The following is a 25,921-nucleotide window of genomic DNA, read 5'->3' as shown; positions in this document are numbered from 1 at the left end:
GGAACCGTGGCGGAGTTCGAGAGCATATGGAGCGATCTCCAGGGCGTCGCCTTTTCGCAGGGTTACCTCGACGCCGGCGGAGTCCGCACCCGCTATCTGCGCGCCGGCGACCCGGGCAAGCCGCTCGTGGTCCTGCTGCACGGATCCGGCGGTCACGCCGAGGCCTACGTCCGCAATCTGGCAGCGCACGCCGAACACTTCTGGACCTGGTCGATCGACATGCTGGGGCATGGGTATACGGACAAGCCGGGCCACCCGCTGGAAGTCCATCACTACGTCGAGCACCTGATAGCCGTGCTGCGCACCATCGGCGTCGACCGCGCCAGCCTCAGCGGCGAATCGCTGGGCGGTTGGGTGGCCGCCCGCGCCGCCGTCGACCATCCCGACGTGGTTGACCGGCTGGTCCTCAACACCGCGGGCGGCTCCCAGGCCGATCCGGCTGTGATGCAACGGATCATCACGTTGTCCATGGCCGCCGCCGAGGACCCGACGTGGGAGACGGTCCAGGCGCGCATCAAATGGTTGATGGCCGACAAGTCCAAGGACTACGACGACCTGGTGGCCAGCCGCCAGCGGGTCTATCGACAACCTGGATTCGTCGCCGCGATGCGCGACATTATGGCGTTGCAAGACCCCGAGATTCGGGCTCGCAACATCCTGGGCCCGGCCGAGTACGGGTCGATCACCGCGCCGACGCTGGTGCTGTGGACCAGTGACGACCCCACCGCCGACGTCACCGAAGGGCGCCGCATCGCATCGATGATCCCGAACGCACGGTTCGAGGTGATGCCGGGGTGTGGCCACTGGCCCCAGTACGAGGACGCCAAGACGTTCAATCGCCTCCATCTCGACTTCTTGCTAGGCCGCTGATGGGTACCGACGGGCACCAGGAACAAGCCGCTGTCGACGTCGTGGTCGTCGGCGCCGGCCCCGTCGGCCTGACGCTGGCCAATATCCTTGGCCTACAAGGCGTCAGCACGCTGGTGGTCGAGGAACGAGACACGCTCATCGACTACCCGCGCGGGGTGGGGCTGGACGACGAGGCCCTGCGCACCTTTCAATCGATCGGCCTGGTCGAGCACGTCCTGCCACACACCGTGCCCAACCAGATCCTGCGTTTCGTCGATGCCAAGCGCCGTGTACTGGCCGAAATGGCCCCGCCCGACGCGCGTTTCGGCTGGCCTAAGCGCAACGGCTTCGTGCAACCGCTCGTCGACGCCGAATTGCTCGCCGGGTTAGACAGATTCGAACACGTCGCGGTGTGGTGGGGCCGCCCGATGACGTCGTGCGCCCAAGATGACAACGGGGTGACCGTCGAACTCGGCGGCAACGGCGACGCGGCCGGTGTGCGCGCACGTTACGTCGTCGGGTGCGACGGCGGGCGCAGCCAGACGCGACGGATGATGGACGTTTCCTTCGACGGGACCACATCGTCGACGCGGTGGCTGGTGGTCGATGTCGCCAACGACCCGCTGGGCCACCCCAACAGCGAGGTCGGCGCCGACCCCGAACGCCCCTATGCCTCGATCTCTATCGCACACGGAATTCGCCGCTTCGAGTTCATGATTCACGCCGACGAGACCGACGAGCAAGCGGAGGACCCGGCGTTTCTGACTCGGATGCTGGCGCGCATGGTGCCCCACCCCGACCGCGTCGACGTGATTCGGCGCCGGGTCTACACCCACCATTCGCGGATCGCCGGTGCGTTCCGCAGTGGCCGGTTGTTGTTGGCCGGCGACGCCGCCCACCTGATGCCGGTGTGGCAGGGCCAGGGCTACAACAGCGGGATCCGCGACGCTGCCAATCTGGGCTGGAAGCTCGCCGCGGTGGTGAACGGTCAGGCCACCGACAAGCTGCTGGACACCTACGACGTGGAGCGCCGCAAGCACGCGCGCGCGATGATCGACCTGTCCACCATGGTCGGCCGCGTCATCTCACCGACAAACCGTCGGGTGGCGACCGTGCGGGACCTCCTCGTGCGATCCGCGTCAATTGTGCCCTCGCTCAAGCGCTATGTGCTGGAGATGCGGTTCAAGCCGATGCCGCGCTACGAGCAGGGCGCCGTGGTGCATTCGGTGGGTCACAACGGGCCAGCTCGCGCGGACTCGCCGGTCGGCACGCTGTTCATCCAGCCCCGGGTCGACACCCGCGTCCAGCAAGACATCCTGTTGGACGACGTCCTCGGCGACTGGTTCGCGGTGCTGTGCTGGAACAACAACCCCCGCAAGATCCTCGGCGATGAGGCCTTCGAGGCGTGGAAAGCCTTGGGCGCGCGGTTCATCGCGCTGCGCCCCGCCACGCAGCTGCACTGGACGGGGCACGACGATCCCGATGTTGTGGTCGTCGGCGACCGGGGCGGCGGCGTCAAATCCTGGTTCGACACGCACCCTGAATCGGTCGTGTTCCTGCGCCCAGATCGGTGTATCGCGGGTACCTGCATCGCACAGCGCGCGCCGGAGCTGAGCGTCGCGCTCCTCGATGCCCTCACGCTCACCCCGGGAGGGGGTGATCACCGAAGTGCCTCTGGCTCTGTGCTGTATGTCCCACAGCCCGCTCCTGAATCTTCCGGGGCCGTCGCGGGACCTGCTTGACGACATCGAAGGCGCGATCGCTGAGGCGCGCGCATTCGTCGAAGATTACAACCCGGAACTCGTGGTCATCTTCTCGCCGGATCACTACAACGGGTTCTTCTACAAGGTAATGCCGCCGTTCTGTATCGGCATGAGTGCTACCGGGATTGGCGACTACGGCACCCAGGCCGGCCCGCTCGATGTGCCCGAAGAGCTGGCCACCGAATGCGCGGAGGTCGTACTCGCCGCGGGAGTCGACGTCGCGGTGTCGGCCAATATGGACGTGGACCACGGCACCGTTCAGCCGCTGGAGAAACTCTTCGGGGACGCCACCGCACGCCCGGTGATACCGGTTTTCGTCAACGCGATCGCGGTTCCGCTGGGGCCGTTGCAGCGCTGCCGTGCACTCGGTGCCGCCGTGGGCGGCTTCCTCGCCACTCTGGACAAGCGGGTGCTGGTGATCGGATCCGGTGGACTCTCGCACAGCCCGCCGGTTCCGACGCTGGCGACCGCGACTGCCGCAGTGCGCGAACGCATCGTGGACGGTCGGCCGATGACGCCCGAGCAGCGGCGGGCTCGGCAAGCGGCGACGGCAGACGCGGCCAAGAGCTTTGCCGCCGGCGAAAATGACCTGCAACCGCTCAACCCTGCGTGGGATCATCGCTTCCTCGAAATCGTCGACGCGGGACGGCTGGACGATCTCGATCAGTGGTCGAACTCGTTCGTGGTCCACGAAGGCGGCAGCTCGGCACACGAAATCAGAACCTGGGTAGCGGCTTTCGCCGCACTGGAATCGGCCGGGCCGTACCGGACGGTGATGCGCTACTACCAGCCGGCGCCGGAACTGATCGCCGGATTCGCCATCAGAACGGCGACACCGGCATGACCGCCGAGGGTTTCGATCACGTGGTCGACGTGCTCATCGTCGGATCCGGCGGTGGCGGCATGGCGGCCGCCCTCGCCGCGGACGCTTCCGGGCTGGACACGTTGGTGGTGGAAAAGTCCTCTCATTTCGGCGGTTCCACCGCCCTCTCCGGTGGCGGCATCTGGGTGCCGGGGGCACCCGCACAACGCAGGGAGGGCTATGTCCCGGACCCCGAAGGTGTCGTCGAATACCTACGCAAGATCACCGACGGCTTGGTCAGCGAGGCGCGCATACGCCAGTACGTGGAGTCTGCGCCGCAGATGCTCGAATTCCTCGAACGGCTGTCGGGATGGTTGGAGTTCGTCTGGAAGCCCGGCTACGCCGACTATTATCCGGAATTGCCCGGCGGCTCCGAACTCGGCAGCACTATCAACGTGCCGCCCATCGACCTGCGCACATTGGGCCCCGACGAGGGGAAACTGCTCCAGCCGCTGACGCTCGCTCCCAAGGGAATCTGGTTGGGTCCCAAGGAGCTTCGAACCTTCTACCGGATCAGGCAGTCATGGGCAGGCAAGGGCGTGCTGCTGAAGCTGATCTGGCGCATGGTCAAAGCCAGAGCGTTCAACGAGCGGATGGCGGCGATCGGGCAGTCACTGATGGCACGGCTGTTTCTGGCGATGCGCGAGCGTGGCATCCCGTTGTGGCTGGACTCGCCGATGGTCGAGTTGCTCACCGACGGCGACGGATCGGTGACCGGGGCGGTGCTGGAGCGCGACGGCGGCAAGCAGCGAATCGGCGCACGCCGCGGCGTCATCCTGGCTTCCGGGGGTTTCGATCACGATCTCGCCTGGCGCAAGGAGCAGCTGCCCGTCTTGGAGAGTGTGGGGTCCCGGGACTGGAGCTTCGGCAATCCCGCCGCCATGGGCGACGGCATTCGGGCGGGCCAGAAGGTGGGTGCCGGAACCGACCTGCTCGACGAGGCCTGGTGGTTCCCGGCAATCCAATGGCCGGACGGCCGAATGCAATTCATGCTGAACGAACGGATGATGCCGGCGCAGTTCATCGTCAACGGCGACGGTAAGCGCTTTATCAACGAGGCAGCGCCCTACATGGATTTCGGCCACGCCATGATCGACGGCCAGAAATCCGGCATCACGCACATCCCGTGCTGGCTCATCACCGACCACCGGTCTTGGAATCGCTATGTGATCGGCGGCCATCTGCCGATACCCAAAATCCCTGGGGCCCCGGTGCCCACGGGCCGCAAGATGCCGTCCGCGTGGCTGGAGTCCGGCGTCGTCAAAGCTGCCACGAGTTGGGAAGACATGGCGACCAAGATCGGGGTGCCGGCGCGCCAGCTTAGCGAAACCGCAACACGTTTCAACGAACTCGCTCACCGGGGACACGACGACGATTTCAACCGCGGGGACAGCGTCTACGACAACTACTACGGCGATCCGACACTGCCAAACCCGAATCTGTATCCGCTGGGCGATCCCCCGTACTACGCGTTTCGAATCGTGCTCGGCGACCTCGGGACGTCGGGTGGCCTGCGTACCGACGAATACGCGCGAGTACTACGGCCCGACGACACCGTCGTACGGGGACTGTACGCGGTGGGCAATACCGCCGCGCCGGTGATGGGCCGCAGCTACGCCGGAGCCGGGGCGACCATCGGCCCGGCGATGACCTTTGGCTTTGTCGCGGCCAAACACCTTGCGAGCCAGACCCTTAGTTCTCATAGGAGGTAACAATGAAAATCTCGCTGTTCTACGAGTTCGCCCTTCCCCGTCCGTGGGCACCCGACGACGAACACGTCTTGTTGCAGGACTGCCTGGACGAGGTCGAGGCGGCCGACAAAGCGGGGTTCTCCACGGTCTGGCTGACCGAGCACCACTTCCTCGAGGAATACTGTCATTCCACCGCGCCGGAAATATTCTTGGCCGCGGCCAGCCAGCGGACCAAGAACATCCGGCTGGGGTTCGGCATCATGCACCTTCCGCCCGCGGTGAATCATCCCGCGCGGGTCGCCGAACGCATCGCCACCCTCGACCTGCTGTCCAACGGGCGCGTCGAGTTCGGCACCGGGGAATCGTCCTCGGTTGGTGAGCTCGGCGGATTCAACATCGATCCCGCCGACAAACGCGCGCAATGGGAAGAGGCCCTCGAGGTATCCATTCGCTGCATGATCGAGGAGCCCTTCGCGGGATTCGATGGCGAGCACATCCAGATGCCGGCCCGCAACGTGATCCCCAAGCCGCTGCAAAAGCCCCATCCGCCGGTCTGGGTAGCCTGCACGCGGCCGGCGAGCGTACAGATGGCCGCCCAAAAGGCCATCGGCGCATTGAGTTTCGCCTACACCGGCCCGGGTCCGCTGACCGAGCGGGTCAACGGCTACTACAAGGAATTCGAGGAGAACGGTGTGCCGGTCACACCGCGGATCAACCCGAACATTCTCGCCATCGGCGGCGACCTGTCGATGATGGTCGCCAAGTCCGACGACGAGGCGCTCAAACGCCTCGGCCAGGGCGGCGGATTCTTCTCGTTCGGCATCATGCACTTCTATATGACCGGCGTGCACACGCCCGGGCGGACCGGGGTGTGGAAGCGGTACCTGGAAGAGGTCGAGAAGGACCCGACACTGGCCTACGGCCCCGGACGCGGCGCGATCGGTTCCCCGGCCACCGTGCGCGAGTTCCTGCGCGGCTACGAGGAAAGCGGTGTCGACGAGATCATCCTGCTGCTCAACCCGCGCAGCCATGAGGGGACCATGGAGTCGATCGAGCTGATGGGCAAGGAGGTGCTGCCCGAGTTCATCGAGCGCGACAAAAAGGCGGTAGCCGACAAAGCCGTCCGGCTCGCACCCGTGATCGAGAAGGTCGAGGCGCGACGGCCGGAATCGACTGCACCGAAGTTCGACGAAAAGTACTCCTTCGGTGGCCTGCCGACCGGGCGCGGCGGTAAGTTCACCGCCAGCGAGATCCCCGAAGCCATGGCGGAGATCAACGAGGGTCGCGTCCAGGCGGCGCAGCGCGCTAAGGAGGAGCAGCAGGGCACGTGACGGGCATCGACGAGCTTTGGCGCTACGACGGCCGCCGCGCGGTGGTGACCGGGTGTGCGTCGGGCATCGGCGAACACGTGGTGCGACAACTCACTGAGCTCGGAGCCGACGTCGTGGGCCTGGACAAGCGCCCACCGACCGTCGGGCTCAACGATTTTCACGAAGTCGACCTCGCCGACCCGGGATCAATCGACGATGCGGTGGCCGCCATCGGCGGGCAGGTCGATGCGCTATTCAACGTCGCCGGTGTCTCCTCCGGAATCGGTGACCCGCCACTGGTTGCCACGATCAACTTCCTCGGCTTGCGGCATGCCACCGAGGCACTGATCCCGAAGATGGTCGACGGGTCATCCATCGTCAGCGTGTCGTCGCTGGCCGCAGCCGGATACCGGGAACACCTGCACGACGTGGCGCCGCTGCTGAATACCGCGACGATGCAAGAGGGCATCGACTGGTGCCATACCCATCCCGAAGAGCTGACCGGCGGCGGCTACCAATTGTCGAAGGAAGCGATCATCCTCTACACCATGCGGAGCGCTACGCCGCTGGGGGCGCGGGGCATCCGCATCAACTGCACCGGCCCCGGGGTGACCGAAACGCCTATCCTTGACCAGCTACGGACCGCCTACGGGCAGGGCTATCTCGACGACATCCCCAAGCCGCTGGGGCGCGTCGCCGGTCCGGACGAGCAGGCCTCGGTTCTACTGTTTCTGAATAGTCGTGCAGCCAGCTATATCTCGGGCCAGGTCGTATGGGTCGACGGCGGCAACGTCGGCGCGGCGATCGCCCGTGAAATCGAGGAAGGACGGGCTCCGTGGCCAGCGTGACTGATTTTCGGCGGGTCGCTCGCGACGTCTCCAACTGGGGGCGATGGGGCAGCGACGACGAGCTGGGCACCCTGAACTTCATCACCGAGGACAAAGTTGCTCAAGCGGCAAGCCTGGTCCGGCACGGCAAGGTCTTTCCGCTCGGTGTGGACTTCGGCGCGTCAGGACCGCAGGGCGCCTTCGAGTTCCGCCACAACCCGGTGCATGTCATGACTATCGACGGCGGCGACGTGAACACGCTGGCCCAGTACGGGCCCGAGTGGGCGCGTAACCCGTTGGCGCAGCAGCTGAGCCAATACATGGCGGCCAATCCGTTCCGCTTCAACGACGACATGATCATCATGCCGCTCCAAGCCGCCAGCCAGTGGGATGCGTTGTCTCACGTCTACTACGACGACAAGCTCTACAACGGCTTCCCGGCGGGTTCGGTGACCAGCATGGGTGCCTATCACTGCGGCATCGACAAGGTCGACGGCAAGGGCATCACCTCGCGCGGTGTGCTGCTGGACCTGGTTCGCCACCGCGGCGCGGACGTCTACCTCGAACCCGGAAACCCGATCACTCCCGAAGAACTCGACGACGTGGTCCGCACCCAGGGCGTGACAGTCGGCCGGGGCGACATCGTACTGATCCGAACCGGTTGGTGGACAAGGTTTCTGGAGACCGGCAACAAGATGGAAGGCTACTCCGGGCTGGACTGGCGCTGCGCATCGTGGCTGCATGATCATGAGGTCGCGGCGGTCGCCGCCGACAACCTGCAAGTCGAAGACCTGGTGTCCGGGGTGGACGGAGTTTTCCTGCCCCTGCATCTGCTGTGCCTGCGCGACATGGGGCTGATGTTCGGCGAGTACTGGGACCTCGGCGCCCTAGCGGACGACTGTTCCGCCGACGGAGTATACGAATTCCAGCTGATCGCGCCGCCGTTGAGAGTTGTTGGCGCCGTGGGCTCCCCGGTGAATCCGATCGCGATCAAGTGATGAAAGTTCAGCGTAAGTCCACGCTGGTCGATGGGCTGGTCACCAGCTACCTGGAGGCCGGCGAGGGCGATCCGGTGGTCCTGCTGCACGGCGGCGAATTCGGTGCCAGCGCCGAGCTCGGCTGGGAACGCAACATCGCCGCCCTCGCCGCTCGACATCGCGTGCTGGCGCCCGACCAGCTGGGATTCGGTCAGTCCGCGAAGGTCATCGATTTCGTCAATGGCCGTGGCATGCGGATTCGGCATGTGGCCCGCTTCTGCGAAACGCTTGGCATCGACTCGGCGCATTTCGTCGGCAACTCGATGGGAGCCATCAACCTGCTCACCGACGCGACCTCGGATGCACCGCTGCTACCGATCCGCAGCCTGGTGATCATCTGCGGTGGGGGAGAAATCCAACAGAACCGGCACTTCGAGGCGCTGCAGCAATACGACGCCACGCTGCCCGCGATGCGCCGCATCGTCGAAGCGTTGTTCTACGACGCTGGCTATCCCGCCGACGACGACTACGTGCGGCGCCGCTACGAGTCGAGTATCGCGCCTGGCGCATGGGAGGCCGTGGCCGCGGCCAGGTTTCGTCGCCCGGATGCCGCACCGCCGCCGACCCCGTCGACGGCGCGGGCCTACGAGCGCATCGACGTGCCGACGCTTGTCGTCGAGGGCGGAGACGACAAACTGTTGCCATCGGGCTGGGCGGCCCAGATCGCCAAACAGATCGACGGTGCCCGCCCGGTAGTGGTCGACAAGGCCGGTCACTGCCCGCAAATTGAGCAGCCGGAGGCGGTCAACGAGCTGCTACTGGACTTTCTGGCGAAAAGTCAGAAGACATAGTCCAGACGGGTCTGCATCCCGGCCTCTTGGTGGTATGTGTTGTGGCAGTGCAGCACCCACAAGCCGGGGTTGTCGGCGACGAGGACCGCGAGGATCTTCTGCTTGGGCAAGACGATCACTGTGTCCTTGCGCGCGCCGGGGCTGCCGTCAGCCTTGATCAGCTGGAATGTGTGGCCGTGCAGGTGAATTGGGTGATACATCATCGTGGGGTTGTCGAACGTGATGGTGGGCCGTTGACCCTGCCGGACGTGCAGCGGATTGGTGCTGCGGTAGGGCTGCCCGTTGATCGTCCAGTTGTACTGCATCATATTGCCGCCCAGTACGACCGGGAGGTTGAGGCCGGCTTCGGGGCGACCGAGGTTGACCGGTGTGGTGGCGGTGAACATGTCGATGGTGCCCACGCGTTTGGTCAGTTCGGCCGGTTGAAAACCCGGGTCGGGTTGGCTGCCGGATCCGGTGGCGAGCAGGGCCCGCGCCAGGGCACCCTTTCCTTCCGCCAGTGCCACCAGTGGGAAGACCCCGTCGGCAGCGGTCACGATGACGTCGTAGCGTTCGGCCATGCCGATGAGCAGAGCATCAACCTGTCTGGGCACGACGGGGTAACCATCGGTGTGGGTGACCGTCATCGAATGGCCAGCCAGCGCGACGCGAAATGCGGTGTCGGAGCCGGTGTTGATGAAGCGGATCCGGATTCGCTGACCTGGCTTCGCGTTGAAAGTGGTGGGGGCCGCAGGAATTCGGCCATTGATGAGGTAGTACGGGTAGGCGATGTCGCCGGCGTCGCCGCCGAGCAGGTCGCTTTTGCCGGCACTGCCCCGTGGTGTCTCGGCCATCGAGCTCGGCGGCGTGGCGGTCGTCGTGGTCGTCGTCCCCGTCGACGTTGTCGAGGTGGTCGAGGTCGTCGTCTCCGTCGACGTTGTCGAGGTTGTCGGGCTCGTCGTGGTCGTGGTCGACGTCGGCTCGGTCGTCGTGGGCATGTTCGACATTGGGGGCTTATTCGGGCTGGTGAGTTCGTTGTACAACTGTTGTGGGGACCTGCCGATCCCATCGGTCCAATCATCAAGGACGACAATCCATTCGGCGTCGTAGTTGCCCTCGGTCGGATCGTCGACGATGACCGGCAGATAGAGTCCCTTGTCGGCGTCCAGGCCGGTGTGCGGATGGGCCCAATATGTGCCCGGATTCGGGACGGAGAACCTGTAGGTAAAGTCTTGGCCCGCTGCGATGTTTGGGGTGGCCGGCGCGGCACCGTCCATGTCGTTGCGCATCGCGATACCGTGCCAATGCACCGACGTGGGACGGTCGAGCCGGTTTGAAACGGTGACGGCCAGCTCGTCGCCGATGCTGGCCCGGATCAGCGGTCCGGGAATGGAATTGCCGTAGGCGAACGTATGGACGATCGGCCCACCGAGATCGATCTGGGCCGGCTGTGGTGTTAGGGCGGCGGTCACGGTCCGCCCGCTATGTGGCCGAGCGGCCTCGACCTCGGCTATGGCTGCTGCCATTTGTGCGGCGCTGCCGGTCACCTGAGATTTCGATTGGCTGCACGCGGCCAGCGTCAATCCACCGGCGATGCCGGCGACCATGAAACCGCGCCTGGTGAACCGCGTCTTGTCGAAGGGGGCCCCGCTCGTTGGCAGCTCGGGCATTGATCACTCCTTGTCGTTGAGTCGGTGGCCGGATGCGTGTTATCGGGCTGGCTGGTAGATCCGGTCGGCAGATGTCGAGGCGACGCCGAGCTCGGCGGCGACCGCGTCGACCGCCTGTCCGGCGATGTCGAGGTCCACCCGCCCATCGGATGTGAAGTAGGGACCGATGTAGCGCTCGTAGTGGCGTCGGGCCTCATCGCGGGTCAGCCGGTTCAGAAACGATGCCAGGTACTCGATGGCCAGTTGCGGCCTTTCGGCAATTGTCCGCAGGGCGCGCTGGTTGGCCCGCACCAACCCTTGCACCGCCGGGCTGTCGATCTCGATGCTTGCCGGATCCACCGCGACTCCGACAGTCGGAATCTGAAAATGGTCGCCGACCCAGGACAGCACGTGAAACCCTTCCTCGTCGGCCACCTGTTCGGGTGCCAGGGTGCTGCCGACGTAGGCCGCGTCGATCGAGTTGTCGCGCAATTGCCGCAGATCCATTTGGTAGTCGCCCGGGGCCCGGACCACACACTGTAGGTCGCGGTCGGGGTCCAGGCCGTGCCGGCGAAGCACGATCCGTGCAAAGCATCCAGGAGCGGTGTGCGCCGCGTGTACCGCAAGCCGTCGTCCACGAAGTTCTTCCATGGAAGTCACGCCGGCGCCGCCGAGGAACCAGAACAACGGACGGTGCGTATTTACGCTCAGCACTGTCCATTCGATGCCGTCGGTCAAGCGCGATAGCAGAGCCCGACCGAGTCCGATCGTCGCACCTGAACGCAGACGTTCTGTGTCCCAGCGGATTCCGTCCCTGACGGCGACATGGACACCTTCGTCTTCGAAGTAGCCTTCCTGATCGGCGACGTAGGCGACCAGTTCTTCGTGGATACCACGCCCGACGTAGGCGAGGTCGATCGTGTGCACGGCGTTCAGTCCATTGAGAGGCCGCCGTTGACCGGCAGATAATGTCCGGTGGTGAAACCTGAGTCCTCACTTGCCAAGAACGCGATCGTGTGGGCCACCTCCTCCGGAGTGACGAGTCGTCCCATCGGCGCGGCCTCCCCGAGCTGACGCATCCGCTCCGAGCTGAGCTGCTGGGTCACCGTCGTTCCGCTCACCGTGGCCGGTGCGACGAGGTTGGCGGTGATCCCGTGCGGCGCCAGCTCGAGCGCAACGTATCGAACGAACTGGTCCAGGGCGGCCTTCGCAGTGCCCAGCGCGATCATCCCGTCGCGGGGACGCCGCGACAGTCCGGTGGTGAGATAGATCAGTCGGCCATAACTGCGGGAAATCATCCCGGGCACAACGGTCTTCGTCAACATGTATGCGGCGTGCAGCTCGGCGTTCACCTTGCCGCCGAGCTGCTCCCAGGTGAGGTCGGCGAACGATGTGACGGTGAACGGTATCAACGCGTTGTGCACCAGCACGTCCACCCCGCCCCAGCGCTGTGCGATTTCGTCGGCCATGGCGGAGATGGCACCCGCATTGGTGACATCGGCCCGTATTGCGATCGCCTCGCCACCCCCCGACGTAATATCGGCGACCACCGCCTCCGCCTCCTGGGCGCTGGCGCGGTGGTTGACCACGGCCCGAAATCCGCGTTCGGCAAGAAGTCGTGCCGTCGCCGCGCCGATGCCCCTGCTGGCGCCGGTGATCAGTGCGACCCGTGGCATCAGGTATAGCCCTCTTCGCCTCCTGGCGCCTACTGCGAACCGCTGGGAGTCCGGGAGGCCTTCCAGTCGCTGAAGCGGGTGGGATAGATCGTCGGGTTTTCGCCGTCGGTGGGGACGATGGTGCGCTCGTCGAGCTGGGTACCGAAATAGCGGGCCTTGGGGTCGCCCACGACTTGGCGTGGATCGCCGGAACCGGCAAGCGCGGTTCGGATGAATTCGTCCATGCCACGCTTTTCGGGTCCGGCGATATTGGTGATGCCGTTGGTCGGATCGGCGGTTGCTGCGCGGGTGACGGCGGTGGCGACGTCCTTCGCGGCGATGGGCTGGAACGCCCCTTCCGGCAGCAGGACGGTGTTGCCGTCGGTCGCCGAATCCGCGATGGCGTCGACGAATTCGAAGAACTGGGTCGCCCGCACGATCGAATACGGGCATCCCGATTCCTCGATCAATTTCTCTTGGGCAACCTTGGCCCGCATGTAGCCACTGTCCGGGGCGCGGTCGGCACCCACGATCGAGAGTGCGACGTGGTGCTGCACACCGGCCTCGCGTTCCGTGGCGAGAAGGTTTTTGGTCGACGTGGTGAAGAACTGCAGCACGGGTTCGTCGTCGAAGGACGGGGAGTTGGACACGTCCACCACGGTGTGCACGCCCGCCACCGCTTCGGCGAGACCCTCACCGGTGACACTGTTGACACCGGAGCTTGGCGACGCCGAGATCGCCTCATGTCCAAGCTCGGTCAGATTGGCGATGACCTGGGAGCCGATCAGCCCGCTGCCGCCGATGACCAAAATCTTCATGGTGAGCCCTCCCGAGGTAGTCAATGAGCCGGTGAAGTCAGCCTTCCACTTCTGCAAACGAATTGATATGCGTCCAGTTCGCCGAACCCCTTAAATCAACTGCTTGACTTAACGGGGCCCGCGCCGATTAACTCGTCGTGTGGTTGATGAACTGGCCGGCAAGGTCGCCGTCGTCACCGGCGGTGCTTCCGGCATCGGCCGGGCCACCGTGGAGCGGTTTGTCGCCGAGGGCGCGCGGGTCGTCATTGCCGACATCGACGAGGACAGGGGTGAAGCCCTCGCGGCGGGGCTGGGCGCCGACGCCCTGTTTCGGCGGACCGACGTTTCCGATCCCGAACAGGTTGGCGCGCTGGTAGCGACCGCCGTCGAGAAATTCGGGGGCCTGCACATCATGGTCAACAACGCCGGGGTTTCGAGCACCATGCACAGCCGTTTTCTCGACGACGACCTGGCCGATTTTCACCGCGTCATGGCGGTCAACGTGCTGGGTGTGATGGCCGGTACCCGAGATGCCGCCCGGCACATGGCGACTCACGGCGGTGGATCCATCGTCAACATGACCTCGATCGGCGGAATCCAGGCCGGCGGTGGCGTGATGACTTACCGCGCGTCCAAAGCGGCAGTCATCCAATTCACCAAGTCCGCGGCAATCGAGTTGGCGTACTACGAGATTCGAGTCAACGCCATTGCGCCGGGCAACATCCCCACCCCCCTCCTCGCTACCACGGTCAACAAGGATCCGGAGGAACTCGAGCGGTATGAGGCGGCAATCCGCGAGACGATGCGAGCCGACCGGCCGTTGAAGCGCGAGGGCACACCCGCGGATATCGCCGAAGCTGCGCTGTACTTCGCCAGCGACCGGTCGCGCTACGTCACCGGAACCGTGCTACCGGTGGATGGGGGGACGGTCGCCGGCAAGGCCATTCGGTCCAAGTCCAAGGGATGACTTCAGGAAACGTCGCGCCGGTCCACCTGCAGCTGATGCGGCTCGCTGACCTGATCGTCGATGCCGAAGCTGATGATGCGCCGCGGCGTGATACGGATGATCGCCGTGTCGAGCTCGTCACCGGCGGCGCCCTGTGCCGACGGTGCCTCGGCTTGCTCGGCGGTTCCGCGTATCTCGAGGCAACGCACCCGCCACGGGTCGCGCGAGGTGATGTCGTCAACGACGAAGGCCACCCTGTTGTCGTGGGCGATGTTGCGGTACTTCTGGCTCTTCGACATCCGGTAGCCGGCGATATCGATGGTGCCCAGTGCCTCGTTGTAGGTGAATCCCACCGGGCTGTTCTGTGGCGCGCCGTCGCGCTGGATGGTGGCCAACCGGCCCAGGTCGGCCTGGCGCAGGAAATCAATTTCATGCGATTTGAAGGTCATGACGGCAGGCTAGGACTTCAAGTGTTGTTGAAGTCAACCCGTGGCGACTGATCTCGTCGGAGGCGCCTCGAGCGTGACGCTGCAGTCACCCTGGAGGCCGAACGTGACTGCAGCGTCACGCTCGGCGTGCAAGGGACCGCCTAAGTTTAAATCAAGCGCTTGACTTAATCCCGCGCTGCGGGTTGACTAGTGCAATGACCACGGCAGGCAGGACGGTTCGCACCGAGCGGGCCAGCTCCACCCAGGAGGCGATCCTGGTGGCGGCGGAGCGGTTGTATGCCGAGCACGGCATGTTCGCCGTGTCGAACCGGCAGGTCAGCGAGGCCGCCGGGCAGGGCAACAACGCCGCGGTGGGCTACCACTTCGGCACGAAGGCCGATCTGGTGCGCGCCATCGAGCAGAAACACCGCGGACCCGTCGAGGAACTCCGCGAACAAATGGTGGCAGAGCTGTCGGCCTCCGGCGGCCCGGCGGAGATGCGTGACTGGGTGGGCTGCCTGGTGCGCCCGCTCACTGAGCATCTGGCGGATCTGGGCAATCCGACTTGGTACGCGCGCTTCGCGGCGCAGGCGATGACCGATCCGGCCTACTACAACATCATCGTCAAGGGGGCGCTCAGCTCGCCGTCGCTGGTCCAGGTCGTCGACGGCATCAACAGCTGCCTGCCCAACCTGCCGGCCGAGGTGCGTTTCGAACGCAACATCATGGCGCGCAACCTGCTGATGCACACCTGCGCCGACCGTGAGCGTGCGCTGGCGGCAGGATCAACCATGCACCAAACCTCTTGGCGCGCCGCAGCATCCGGACTCATCGATGCGATCGTGGGCCTGTGGTTGGCACCGGTCACGCGGTGCGAATAAAAGTGTTGAACATGAAAGTGACTGTCGACCAGAACATTTGCGCCTCCTCGGGGAACTGCGTCATGAATGCGCCGGAGGTGTTCGATCAGCGCGACGACGACGGTGTCGTCGTCCTACTCAACGAGCATCCGTCGGCGGAACAGACCGAGGGCGCACGCCGTGCGGCGGCCGCGTGCCCCGCCCAGGCCATCTACATCGAGGAATGAAATGTCAGACACACTGACGGGCACTGAAACCCAGGCAACCGCCGAAATCCCGGATTACCCAATGGCCAGGAATGCGCGCTGCCCCTTCGCCCCACCCCCGGACGTCATGGCGCTGGCGGCGAGCAAGCCGCTGTCCAGGGTGCGGATCTGGGACGGCAGCACACCATGGCTCATCACGGGTTACGAGGAAGTGCGCGAACTGTTCTCCGATTCCCGCGTCAGCGTCGACGATCGGGTGCCCGGCTTTCCGCACTGGAACGCGGGCATGTTGTCCACGGTGCACAAGCGTCCGCGATCGGTCTTCACCTCCGACGGCGAAGAGCACACCCGGTTCCGGCGGATGTTGTCGAAGCCCTTCACGTTCAGGCGGGTGGAAGGTCTGCGGCCGAACATCCAGCAGATCACCGACGACCACATCGACGCGATGCTGGCCGGCCCACAGCCCGCCGATATTGTCACCGCGCTGGCGCTGCCGGTCCCGTCGCTGGTGATCAGCCAGCTGCTCGGGGTGCCGTACGAGGACGCCGAGATGTTCCAGCACCACGCCAACGTGGGGCTGGCGCGCTACGCGACTGGTGAGGACACCGCGAAGGGCGCGATCAGCCTGCACAAATATCTGGCCCAGCTGGTCGAGGCCAAAATGGAAAATCCCGCCGAGGACGCGGTCTCCGACCTTGCCGAGCGCGTCAAGGCCGGCGAGCTCAGCGTCAAGGAAGCCGCGCAGCTCGGCACCGGACTGCTCATCGCCGGACACGAAACCACCTCGAACATGATCGGTATCGGTGTGCTTGCGCTGCTGCAGAATCCCGAGCAGCTCGCCGTCATCCGCGACGCCGAAGACCCGAAGATCATCGCGAGCGCCGTCGAGGAACTGCTTCGCTACCTCAGCATCATCCAGAATGGTCAGCGCCGAGTCGCGGTCGAAGACATCCACATCGGCGGAGAGGTCATCAAGGCCGGCGAAGGCATCATCATCGATTTGGCTCCGGCGAACTGGGATGCCAACGCCTTCCCCGAACCGGACCGACTGTATCTGCACCGGGCGGGGGCCGATCGCAACGTCGCATTCGGTTACGGCCGGCACCAGTGCGTGGGCCAGCAGCTCGCCCGCGCGGAGTTGCAAATCGTCTACCGCACGCTGTTCCGCCGCATCCCGACGCTGACGCTGGCGGTCCCGATCGAGGACATCCCTTTCAAGGACGATCGTCTCGCCTACGGCGTCTACGAATTGCCGGTGACCTGGTAGCCAAATGCCGATCCGAATGGAGGGTCAATGATGACGACTCAATCAAGCACCATTTCGCTCTACCCGCCCGAAGGCTTTGGCGCACCGAAGGATCGCCGCGGGCACGCCGGCGGCGCCGATGTGGGTCTGCCCGACGGGACAGTGGTCTTTTCCGCGGATAATCACATTTCCCTGGCCGCCGACATCTTCTACGAACGGTTCCCCGACGATCTCAAGGAGAAGGCGCCGCGCATCTGGTATGAGGACGGCGCGTACCAGGTCGGGCGCAAGGGGCAGTCGTTCCTGCCGGGCGACTTCAGCGCGGTGTTGATGCAATACGACGACCTGCCCGGCGCCGCGAGCACCAACATCGAGGCCCGGATTCAGGAGCTGCGCGAGGACGGAGTCGATAAGGAACTTGCCTTCCCCAACGCGGTGCTGGCGCTGTTTCACTATCCCGACAAGAAGCTTCGCGAACTCGCCTTCCGCATCTACAACGAATACATCGCGGAGCTCCAGGAACGCTCGGACGGCCATTTCTACGGTGCCGGGCTGATCAACTGGTGGGACCCGCAAGGCACACGGCAAACGTTGGAAGAGCTGAAATCGTTGGGGCTCAAGACGTTCCTGATGCCGCTGAACCCGGGCAAGGACGACGACGGCAACCCGATCGACTACTCGAGCACGTCGATGAGCGCCGTGTGGGACGAGATCGAGGCCGCCGGCCTGCCGGTAACCCACCACATCGGGGAAACTCCGCCGAAGAGCCCGTGCGAGTTCAACAGCGTCGTCGTCGGGATGATGATCAACATCGATGGATTCCGGGAGACGTTCTCCAAGTACATCTTTGGCGGCATCCTCGACCAGCACCCAAGCCTGCGGATCGGTTGGTTCGAGGGCGGCATTTCGTGGGTGCCGTGGGCGCTGCAAGACGCCGAGCACCTGGTTGCCTCGTATCAGCACATGTTCAACCGGCCGCTGGAACACAACGTGCGCTACTACTGGGACACCCACATGAGCGCCTCGTTCATGGTCGACCCGCTGGGTCTGCAACTGATCGACAAGATCGGCGTGGACAAGGTGATGTGGTCCAGCGACTATCCGCACAACGAAAGCACATACGGCTATTCGGAGAAGTCACTGGCGGCGGTTGTCGACGCCGTCGGCCCGGCCGACGCGGCGCGCATCGTCAGCGGCAACATCACCGAATTCCTCGGATTGTGACAACGTTCGCGATTCCCGAAACACCTGATCTCGCCCGCATGCGTCGCGAGACCGGGGCTCGGCTGCGCTCGGCGATGACCGAACGCGGAGTCGACGCGATGATCCTGCTGGGCAATAACGCCGTCGTGTACGCCACCGGGACCAGCTGGCCCCTGGGTGACGCCGGGCTGTCGTACGTCGAGCGGCCCGTCGCCGTCATAGTCGCCGACGATCCGTGGCCGCACCTGTTCCTGCCGTTCCGCGAGGGCGCCGCGCACGAGGCGGACCTGCCCGCCGACCACCTACACGGGCCGGTCTATCTCGAATTCGACGAGGGCGTCCGGAATTTCGCCCACCAGCTGGCCGACCTCATTCCTGCCGGCGCCGTGATCGCCATCGACGAGTGCACCGGCGCCATGTCGCGCGCGGCGAAGTTGTTGTTTCCCAACGGCGCTCCCGCCGATGCCGCCGCCGTCGTCAGCGCCGCTAAGGCAGTCAAGACGCCCGACGAATTGTCCTGCATGCGCACCGCGGTGCGGATCACCGACCAGGCGATGGTGGAGGTCCACAAGGCACTGGCGCCAGGCATCCGCCAGATCGAGCTATCCGCAAGCTTTTTGCGACGCGCTTTCGAATTGGGTGCCGAGGCAAGCATGCTCGAGCCCATCTGGCAGGTGATGCCGCCGAGCAAGGCGGAGGGCGTGTGGACCACGCACGGAGACCTCGCGTTGCCCCTGCTCTCCACCGAGCGCGAGCTGGCCGAAGGCGACGTGCTCTGGACGGACGTCAGCATCACCTACCACGGGTACTGCTCGGACTTCGGGCGCACCTGGATCGTCGGCAAAGACCCGTCGCCGCGCCAGCGGGTGCAGTTCGACAAATGGTTCGAGATCTTGACCGCCGTGCTGGATGTCGCGCGCGCCGGAGCCACCGCCGCCGACCTGGGCAGGGCAGCAACCAAGGCCAACGGCGGCAGGAAGCCCTGGCTTCCGCACTTCTACCTCGGCCACGGCATCGGCGTCAACGCCGCCGAAATGCCGATGATAGGAACGGATCTCGGCGACGAGTTCGACGAGAATTTCGTCCTGCAGCAGGGCATGGTGCTGGTTTTGGAGCCGGTGGTCTGGGAGGACGGCACCGGCGGCTATCGCAGCGAAGAGGTCTTGGTGATTACCGACGACGGCTGGATCAAATTGACCGACTACCCCTATGACCCCTATGGCAACTGAAGTTCTGCCCGACGATAGGGCGCTGCGGCTGGGACGGCGGCACCGGGCACTGGAGCAGATGGCCGCGCACGGTCTCGACGTCCTGGTGCTCGGGCGGCAGGCCAACGTCCGTTACGTGTCCGGGGCACCGCAGCTGTGGGTCGCAGGCACCCGCCCGTTCGGCCCCACCTGCGTGCTGGTCCGTGACACCGGCGCCGTTCATCTGCTCAGCACGTGGGATGAGGGTGTCCCCGACGACATTCCCCACGAAAACCTGTACGGCATCTCGTGGAACCCGATGAACACCATCGCGGCGCTGCAGCGCATCGACGGCGCTGCCACCGCGCGCCGCGTCGGAACCGATGCGCTCTCACCGGCTTTCGCCAAGCTACTGCCCAGCGCGTTTCCCAACGCCGAGTTGGTCGACGGGGAACTGGCCATGCGCGCCGCCCGGCGCATCAAGACGGCCGAAGAGTTGGTTTCTCTGCGGGAGGCGATCGCGGTCGCGGAGTCGGGCCTGGCCGCCGCGGTCTCCGAACTGCGGCCGGGGGTCAGCGAACAGATTCTGGCCGGGGTCCTGTTGGAGGCGCTGGCGGCCGGCGGAGTAAGCACGCCGTCGAACCAGGATGTCGCGTGGGTGACTTCGCGCGCGCATCCGTGGCGTCGGGTCAACGGCGACGGCCGCATTAAAGAGGGCGACGTCGTCGCGTTTTCCGCCGGCGTCCTGGCCGGCGGCTACATCGGCGAGGTGGGACGCACCTGGCCCGTAGGCGTACCCACCGGCGCCGCAGCGCTTTACCGACGCTGGGACAGCCTGTGGGCCAAGCTGTTAGCCGCGTGCCGGCCCGGAGGCGGGACCGCCGAGTTGCTGGGCGCCTACCAGGCCGCGGGTGAACCGCCACCGCCGATGCCGGTGGCGCGTGGCCTGGGCATGGGCTTCGACCCGCCCGTGGTCTCCGACCACCTGCCCGAAAGCGCTTTCCGCGAACGGCTGGAGCCGGGCATGGTGCTCGCCGTAACAGGCTATGTCTGGGAAGCCGGGGTCGGGGCGGTCTTCGGACGCGAGGCGGTCCTCATCTCCGCCGACGGTCCCGAAGTGCTGACCCGTAGTCCGTCGTGGCAGGCATGAGTGGGGAACCTGAACCGCAGGCGCCGCTGTCCGGTTACACGGTGGTCGATCTCTCAACCGGAATTGCGGGCGCGTACTGCACCAAGTTGCTTGCCGACGGCGGCGCCACCGTCATCAAAGTCGAGCCGCCGCAAGGTGATCCGCTGCGGCGCTGGTCGGCGTCGGGCGCGGCCATCCCACCCGGCGCCGACGGCGCGCTGTTCAGCTTCCTGGCCGGATCGAAACACAGCGTTGTCGCCGATCCAGACGTGGAAGACGACGTCGAGATGGTCCACCGGTTGCTCGCCGCGGCGGACGCGGTGGTCTGTTCCGCGGGTTCCAAAGTGGCTGAACACCAAGACTTCACCCCCGCGGCGATTCATCGAGTGCATTCGCACGCAACTGTCGCGTCGATCACCGCCTTCGGTCTGGACGGCCCCTGGCGCGACCGGGCCGCAACCGAGTTCACCCTGCAAGCGTGGTCGGGCGGAATCGTCGGGCTGGGACGCGGACTGCCCGAACGGGCCCCGGTCTACATCGGCGGGCAGGTCGGCGAATACATGGCCGGGGCCTACGCCAGCGTCGCGATCCTGGCGTCGCGGTTTGGCCGCGGTGACTCGGCAGAGCCAGGCGATCTCATCGACCTGTCGATGCTCGAGTCCCAAATCCTTTGCCTGACCTACTATCCGGTCACCTACTTCGAACTGCTGGGCCGGCCATGGCGGGATGCGCGCCGACTCACGGTGCCGGGGGTGGCCCAGGCGAAGGACGGTCTGGTGGACCTGGGATGCGGCACCGCGCAGCAGTGGTTCGACCTGTGCGCGATGGTTGGCCACCCCGAATGGATCGATGAAGGATCGCCGCTGACGATCACCGAACAGGCCAACATCCACGCCGAGGACATCTACGCGTGGGTGGAGGCCAATCAGGTCTACGAGATCCGCGAACTCGCGACGGCGTTCCGGATTCCCAACGCTCCCGTCGCCAACGGCGCGAACATCGCCTCGCTGGAACACTTTGTCGAACGCGGCTCGTTCGTGCGCAACCCGCGTGACGGTTTCCAGCAGCCGGGCCCTCCATACCGGATGTCGCCCGCCCGGCTTCGCCCGCCCGGCCCAGCGCCGCGACTCGGTGAACACACTGCGCGCTACCGGGCCGCCAATTCGGCGCCACGGCCGGCTCCGACGCGCTCTTCCACCCTGAACCGGTTGCCGTTCAATGGGATCCGGGTATTGGACATGACGACGTTCTGGGCGGGACCTTCCTGCACCCACTTCCTGGCCATGCTCGGCGCCGATGTTGTGCATATGGAATCCGCGCGCCGGCCTGACGGTACCCGGCTGATCGCCGGCGTGCCGATCACCGAACACCAATGGTGGGAGAAGTCGCCTATCTACGCGGCGCTAAACACCAACAAGAAAGGCCTGGCGCTGGACCTGCAGAGCCCACGCGGGCGAGAGGTGTTGCTCCGGCTCATCGCGACTTGTGACGTCGTCGTGGAGAACTTCACGCCTCGGGTGCTGGACCAGATCGGGCTGGATTTTGCTGCCGTGCAAGCCATTCGGCCCGATGCCGTCATGCTGCGGATGCCCGGATTCGGGCTCGACGGGCCGTGGCGCGACAATCCCGCGTTCGCCTATGCCATCGAGTCTGCTTCCGGCCTGAGCTGGCTGACCGGATATCCCGACCGTCCTCCCTACGAGCCGTATTCGATCGGCGACCCCAATGCGGGTGTGCATGCGCTCAACGGCCTGCTGCTGGCGCTGGAACACCGCTGCCGCACCGGTGAGGGCGTGCTCGTCGAGGCCGCGATGGTCGATGCCGCGCTCAGCATCTCGGCCGAACAGATCATCGAGTACACCGCGTACGGTGCGCTGCTGGAACGCGCGGGCAATCGCGGGCCGGCCGCGGCACCGCAGAACCTCTACCGCGCCGCCGATATCGACGAGTTCGGTCGGCTCGACAGCTGGGTCGCGATAGCCGTGACTAACGACGAACAGTGGGAAAGCCTGTGCGGCGCGCTCGGATCACCGCCCTGGGCGACCGATCCCGCGCTGTCGACGGAAGCCGGGCGGCGCGCACACCAGGATTCGATCGACGAGCACCTGGCCGCCTGGTGTGAACAGCGCACCCGCGACGACATCGTCGCAAAGCTCTGGGATGCCGGAGTGCCGGTGGCCAAGGTCATGCAGCCCCATCGCCAAACGGAGCTGCAGCAGCTGGCTTTTCGTGGCTTCTTCGAGGAAGTCGACCACCCGGTGAATGGCCGGGCCAAGCTCAGCACCATGCCGATGCGGTTCGCCGGCGGTCCGGCGCGATCCCACACGAAGGCCGCGCCGCTGCTGGGGCAGCACAACCACGAGTTGCTTGCCGAACTGGGTTTGACGCCGGCAGAGATTGCCGAGCTGGAGGCCGACGGAATCATCGGCCAGGCTCCGGCTTAGTGGCGCCAGCCTTCGGCCGCCTGGTCGTCGAAGGTGCGGTCGATGCGCTCGAACCTGCGGTGCACGGAAGCGCGGGCGGCCTCATGCGGGAGGATGTACAGCCGGTTGGCCACAATCGCGTCGGCAGTCAGGCGGGCGACCTCGTCGACGCCCAGGGAGTCGTCCTGCGCCGGCAACGGCCCGACCGACCCCGTCACGTCGGGGGTCGCCGCCAATCCGTAATCCGCGCCGCGAATTCGTTCGGAGTTGGAGACGAGCTTGGTTTCGACGACCATCGGGCACAGCACCGACACTCCGATGCCGCTCTCCTTCACCTCGCGGGCCAGCGTCTCGGCGAGGGCGACCACGCCATACTTGGCGACGCAGTAGGCCCCGAGGCCGGCGTTGGGTACCAGGCCGGCGAAGGACGCGGTGAAGGCGACGTGGCCGCCCGTACCCTGCTCGAGCAGCCTCGGCACGAACGCCTCGACGGCGTGAATGGAGCCCCATAGATCGATGTCGATCACCCAGCGCCAGTCCTCGTGCGTCATCTGCGCGATCGGACCGGCAACGACGATGCCGGCATTGCTGAAGACCACGTCGACCTGGCCGAGCAGGCGGAAGGCCTCATCCGCGAGGTGAACCATCTCCTCGAGATGCCGGACATCGCACGTCACGCCGTGCGCGTCGAACCCCGCGTCGTGCAGCCGTGCCACCGCCTGTTCCAGCCCGGGCTTGTCGACGTCGGCGAGCACCACGCGCGCTCCACGGCAAGCGAACTCGGTGGCGGTGGCAAAGCCGATACCACTCGCACCGCCGGTGACGACCGCGCCGCGTCCCTCGAATCCGTCCATGGGACGGAACCCTATTTCAGGCAGCTACCCGCGTCGACGGGCAGGGTCACGCCGGTGATATATCGAGATTCGTCGGAGGCGAAGAACAGCACCGCATTGCTGATGTCGACAGGGTCCACCCACGGGATCGGCAGCGTGTGGAACATCTGGCAGATCGGGGCCATGTCGTCGGGCCCCGGATTCTCCAGATCCGGCCGGAACATCTTGAAGGTCCCCTCGTTGTGCAGCATCGGCGTGCTCACGTGCGTGGGATGCACGGAGTTGACGCGAATCATGTGCTGTCCCAACTCCACTGCGAAGGACCGCATGATGCCCACCACCCCGTGTTTGGCCGCGACGTAGCTACCGCAATGGGGGTAGGCCTTCAGCCCGCCGACCGAGCTGGTCAAAATGATCGAGCCGCCCTTGCCGCCCGCGATCAGGTGTGGCACACCGGCCTTCACCGACTTCCAAACGCTCGACAGGTTCACGTCGATCATTTCCTGCCAGTCGTATTCGGAGGTCTTGTCCAGGGTGTCGCCGCCGTTGCCGATCCCCGCGTTGGCCACGATGATGTCGAGGCGACCCAGTTGTTCCACGCCGCTATCCACCGCGGCTTTCAGCGCGTCGTAGTCGCGCACATCGACTTCGGCCGTGAAGATCCGGCGGTTGTGGCCCTTGACCAAGTCGGCGGTCTCGGCCAGATCCTCTGGCGTCGAGGCCGGGATGGTGGTGTTGCGCACGATCGGCTTACAGACGTCGACCGCGATGATGTCGGCGCCCTCTTGCGCCAACCGGACCGCGTGGCTGCGGCCCTGACCCCGCGCCGCTCCGGTGACGAAAGCGACCTTGCCCTCAACACGTCCAGTCATGGCTACCCCATTTCCTTGATGGCTCAACCGATTACGGCCGGCATGGTGTCCCAACCCCGCACGGTCGAGGTCGGGGAGAGCTTGCACTCGGCCAGGTCGACATCCCACTCCGGAAACCGCTTCAGGATTTCCTCGAGCGCGATCCGGCCCTCCAGGCGGGCCAGTGCCGAGCCGAGGCAGTAGTGGGTGCCGACGCTGAACGTCAGGTGCTGGCGCGGCTCGCGTCGGATGTCGAAAACATCTCCGTCCGGCGGGAATTGGCGGTGATCGCGGTTCGCCGCGCCGATCAGCATCATCATGACGCTGCCCTCCGGGATGCGGTGCCCGTAGTACTCGACATCACGGGTCACGTACCTGGCCACGTGGGGCGCCGGCGGTTCGTAGCGCAGCAACTCCTCGATGGCCCCTGGGATCAACGACGGGTCGGCGACCAGTTCCCGGCGCTGTTCGGGGTGTTCGGCCAACACCTTTCCGGTCCACCCGATGAGCCGGGTGGTGGTTTCGTTGCCGGCGCCGGACACCACGCTGATATAGATGAGCAGTTCGTCGCGGCGGAGTCGGCGGACGGTCCCGCTCTCGTCTTCGAACTCCACGTTAAGCAGTTCGGTCATGATGTCGTCGGAAGGATGTTCGGCGCGCCAGTCGATGAATTGGCCGAAAAACTCGCCGTTCATCATGTTTTCGGCGGTGGTGTCCATGGGTTTGCCGGCTTCGGTGCGCAAGTTGGCGTTGGCGCGATCGCGTGCCGCTTCCTGGAACTCCTCGGGCACACCGAGCAGCATCCCGATCACCCGCATCGGCATCTGCGCGCCCAGGTCGGCGACGAAGTCGAACCGGTCCGTGCCGATCAGCGGATCCAAACTCTGAGCACAGAATTCGCGGATCTTGGATTCCAGCTCGTTGATCTTGCGCGGCGTGAACATCCGGGATAGCAACTTGCGGTGGATGTCGTGGATCGGCGGATCCTCGAACAGCACTACCCCCGAAGGGATCTCGATGTTCGCCTTGATCAGCTCGAGTATCGCGCCCTTGGCCGAACTGAAGGTCTGGAAATCGACCAGCGCGTCATTGACGTCGGCGAAGCGACTCAGCGCATAGAAGCCATGCTGCTCGTTGTAGTACAGCGGAAGTTCCTCGCGCAGCCGCCGAAACATCGGGTACGGGTCGGCGTTCAGCTCCACGTCGTACGGATCGAAGTACACCTCGCTGGCCGCGCTGACTGTCACGGGAAATCAATCGCCTCTCGCCGGAACCGCGTCGCCCCGCCCCCCGGGGAATCGCCGTCGTGTCGCCTGAGAACCCTGTCACCGCCACCAACCAGTGTCAACGACGAATCCGTTTTGGCTATTTGCAATTCTAGATATTAGAGAATCTGATT

At 65.4% G+C, this 25,921-nt stretch carries 24 protein-coding genes; 16 read left to right on the top strand and 8 right to left on the bottom strand.

Going from position 1 to position 25,921, the window contains the following annotated elements:
* The first annotated feature begins 6 nt into the window (after positions 1–6).
* From A5747_RS05090 to A5747_RS05055, 8 genes are read left to right on the top strand one after another with little or no spacing between them, the layout of a single operon-like run.
* Entirely contained in the window at positions 7–870 is an 864-nt protein-coding gene (locus tag A5747_RS05090; protein ID WP_076122572.1) for an alpha/beta fold hydrolase, read from the top strand.
* Positions 870–2,591 carry a bifunctional 3-(3-hydroxy-phenyl)propionate/3-hydroxycinnamic acid hydroxylase gene (locus A5747_RS05085; protein ID WP_076122571.1) on the top strand — a complete coding sequence of 574 codons (1,722 nt, stop codon included), beginning with the start codon at positions 870–872 and terminating at the stop codon, positions 2,589–2,591. Before A5747_RS05090 ends, A5747_RS05085 begins: the two co-directional genes overlap by 1 nt.
* On the top strand, positions 2,539–3,456 hold the full coding sequence (locus A5747_RS05080) for a 3-carboxyethylcatechol 2,3-dioxygenase (RefSeq protein WP_233147955.1): 918 nt from the start codon (positions 2,539–2,541) through the stop codon (positions 3,454–3,456). The genes A5747_RS05085 and A5747_RS05080 overlap by 53 nt, the downstream gene beginning before the upstream one ends.
* Positions 3,453–5,186: an FAD-binding protein gene (locus A5747_RS05075; RefSeq protein ID WP_076122569.1), complete on the top strand. Its 1,734-nt coding sequence runs from the start codon at positions 3,453–3,455 to the stop codon at positions 5,184–5,186. The genes A5747_RS05080 and A5747_RS05075 overlap by 4 nt, the downstream gene beginning before the upstream one ends.
* A gap of 2 nt (positions 5,187–5,188) precedes the next feature.
* Positions 5,189–6,496 (top strand): LLM class flavin-dependent oxidoreductase, encoded by a 1,308-nt coding sequence (locus tag A5747_RS05070; protein ID WP_076122568.1) that lies wholly within the window; start codon positions 5,189–5,191, stop codon positions 6,494–6,496.
* The gene (locus tag A5747_RS05065; RefSeq protein WP_076122567.1) at positions 6,493–7,323 is read left to right on the top strand and encodes a coniferyl-alcohol dehydrogenase; all 831 of its coding nucleotides are present in this window, start codon (positions 6,493–6,495) and stop codon (positions 7,321–7,323) included. The genes A5747_RS05070 and A5747_RS05065 overlap by 4 nt, the downstream gene beginning before the upstream one ends.
* Positions 7,311–8,300, top strand: coding sequence for a cyclase family protein (locus A5747_RS05060; protein WP_076122566.1), 990 nt, complete (start codon positions 7,311–7,313; stop codon positions 8,298–8,300). The genes A5747_RS05065 and A5747_RS05060 overlap by 13 nt, the downstream gene beginning before the upstream one ends.
* Entirely contained in the window at positions 8,300–9,130 is an 831-nt protein-coding gene (locus A5747_RS05055) for an alpha/beta fold hydrolase (protein ID WP_076122565.1), read from the top strand. The genes A5747_RS05060 and A5747_RS05055 overlap by 1 nt, the downstream gene beginning before the upstream one ends.
* On the opposite strand, the gene A5747_RS05050 is transcribed toward A5747_RS05055, so the two are convergent.
* The 4 genes from A5747_RS05050 to A5747_RS05035 are packed head-to-tail and all read right to left on the bottom strand — an operon-like array spanning position 9,118 to position 13,231.
* The gene (locus A5747_RS05050; protein ID WP_076122564.1) at positions 9,118–10,779 is read right to left on the bottom strand and encodes a multicopper oxidase family protein; all 1,662 of its coding nucleotides are present in this window, start codon (positions 10,777–10,779) and stop codon (positions 9,118–9,120) included. The genes A5747_RS05055 and A5747_RS05050 overlap by 13 nt on opposite strands.
* 39 nt (positions 10,780–10,818) lie before the next feature.
* Positions 10,819–11,685 (bottom strand): ABC transporter substrate-binding protein, encoded by an 867-nt coding sequence (locus A5747_RS05045; RefSeq protein WP_076122563.1) that lies wholly within the window; start codon positions 11,683–11,685, stop codon positions 10,819–10,821.
* 5 nt (positions 11,686–11,690) lie between these two features.
* Positions 11,691–12,434: an SDR family NAD(P)-dependent oxidoreductase gene (locus tag A5747_RS05040; RefSeq protein ID WP_076122562.1), complete on the bottom strand. Its 744-nt coding sequence runs from the start codon at positions 12,432–12,434 to the stop codon at positions 11,691–11,693.
* A 29-nt stretch (positions 12,435–12,463) separates the two neighbouring features.
* Positions 12,464–13,231: an SDR family oxidoreductase gene (locus A5747_RS05035; protein ID WP_076122561.1), complete on the bottom strand. Its 768-nt coding sequence runs from the start codon at positions 13,229–13,231 to the stop codon at positions 12,464–12,466.
* Positions 13,232–13,370: 139 nt separating this feature from the next.
* Here A5747_RS05035 and A5747_RS05030 point away from each other — a divergent pair, with 139 nt between their 5' ends.
* Positions 13,371–14,177, top strand: a complete 807-nt coding sequence (locus tag A5747_RS05030) for an SDR family NAD(P)-dependent oxidoreductase (protein ID WP_076122560.1) — start codon at positions 13,371–13,373, stop codon at positions 14,175–14,177.
* A 2-nt stretch (positions 14,178–14,179) separates the two neighbouring features.
* On the opposite strand, the gene A5747_RS05025 is transcribed toward A5747_RS05030, so the two are convergent.
* On the bottom strand, positions 14,180–14,605 hold the full coding sequence (locus A5747_RS05025; protein ID WP_076122559.1) for a PPOX class F420-dependent oxidoreductase: 426 nt from the start codon (positions 14,603–14,605) through the stop codon (positions 14,180–14,182).
* A 194-nt stretch (positions 14,606–14,799) separates the two neighbouring features.
* Here A5747_RS05025 and A5747_RS05020 point away from each other — a divergent pair, with 194 nt between their 5' ends.
* The 7 genes from A5747_RS05020 to A5747_RS04990 all read left to right on the top strand — a co-directional run bounded on the left by A5747_RS05020 (position 14,800) and on the right by A5747_RS04990 (position 22,859).
* A complete protein-coding gene (locus A5747_RS05020; protein ID WP_076122558.1) occupies positions 14,800–15,465 on the top strand; it encodes a TetR/AcrR family transcriptional regulator in 666 nt (221 codons plus the stop codon).
* A gap of 11 nt (positions 15,466–15,476) precedes the next feature.
* Entirely contained in the window at positions 15,477–15,671 is a 195-nt protein-coding gene (locus A5747_RS05015; protein ID WP_076122755.1) for a ferredoxin, read from the top strand.
* Between the two features lies 1 nt (position 15,672).
* Positions 15,673–16,917 carry a cytochrome P450 gene (locus A5747_RS05010; protein ID WP_076122557.1) on the top strand — a complete coding sequence of 415 codons (1,245 nt, stop codon included), beginning with the start codon at positions 15,673–15,675 and terminating at the stop codon, positions 16,915–16,917.
* A 141-nt stretch (positions 16,918–17,058) separates the two neighbouring features.
* Positions 17,059–18,120 (top strand): amidohydrolase family protein, encoded by a 1,062-nt coding sequence (locus A5747_RS05005; protein ID WP_198938129.1) that lies wholly within the window; start codon positions 17,059–17,061, stop codon positions 18,118–18,120.
* A 38-nt stretch (positions 18,121–18,158) separates the two neighbouring features.
* Positions 18,159–19,328 carry a Xaa-Pro peptidase family protein gene (locus tag A5747_RS05000; RefSeq protein WP_083667527.1) on the top strand — a complete coding sequence of 390 codons (1,170 nt, stop codon included), beginning with the start codon at positions 18,159–18,161 and terminating at the stop codon, positions 19,326–19,328.
* Positions 19,318–20,436, top strand: a complete 1,119-nt coding sequence (locus A5747_RS04995; RefSeq protein WP_076122556.1) for a Xaa-Pro peptidase family protein — start codon at positions 19,318–19,320, stop codon at positions 20,434–20,436. Before A5747_RS05000 ends, A5747_RS04995 begins: the two co-directional genes overlap by 11 nt.
* A complete protein-coding gene (locus A5747_RS04990; protein WP_076122555.1) occupies positions 20,433–22,859 on the top strand; it encodes a CaiB/BaiF CoA-transferase family protein in 2,427 nt (808 codons plus the stop codon). Before A5747_RS04995 ends, A5747_RS04990 begins: the two co-directional genes overlap by 4 nt.
* Here the strand turns inward: A5747_RS04990 and A5747_RS04985 are convergent.
* Genes A5747_RS04985 through A5747_RS04975 form a run of 3 tightly spaced genes read right to left on the bottom strand, consistent with a single transcriptional unit; the run spans position 22,856 to position 25,769 of the window.
* Positions 22,856–23,692, bottom strand: coding sequence for an SDR family NAD(P)-dependent oxidoreductase (locus A5747_RS04985; RefSeq protein WP_076122554.1), 837 nt, complete (start codon positions 23,690–23,692; stop codon positions 22,856–22,858). The genes A5747_RS04990 and A5747_RS04985 overlap by 4 nt on opposite strands.
* Positions 23,693–23,703: 11 nt before the next feature.
* On the bottom strand, positions 23,704–24,543 hold the full coding sequence (locus A5747_RS04980; RefSeq protein WP_076122553.1) for a mycofactocin-coupled SDR family oxidoreductase: 840 nt from the start codon (positions 24,541–24,543) through the stop codon (positions 23,704–23,706).
* Between the two features lie 23 nt (positions 24,544–24,566).
* Positions 24,567–25,769, bottom strand: coding sequence for a cytochrome P450 (locus tag A5747_RS04975; protein ID WP_076122552.1), 1,203 nt, complete (start codon positions 25,767–25,769; stop codon positions 24,567–24,569).
* Positions 25,770–25,921: the final 152 nt, after the last annotated feature.

This window comes from Mycobacterium sp. IS-836, assembly GCF_001954275.1.
GTDB lineage: Bacteria > Actinomycetota > Actinomycetes > Mycobacteriales > Mycobacteriaceae > Mycobacterium.
Note: the sequence above shows the minus strand (reverse complement) of the source record. Positions and strands in the feature narration are given on the sequence as shown.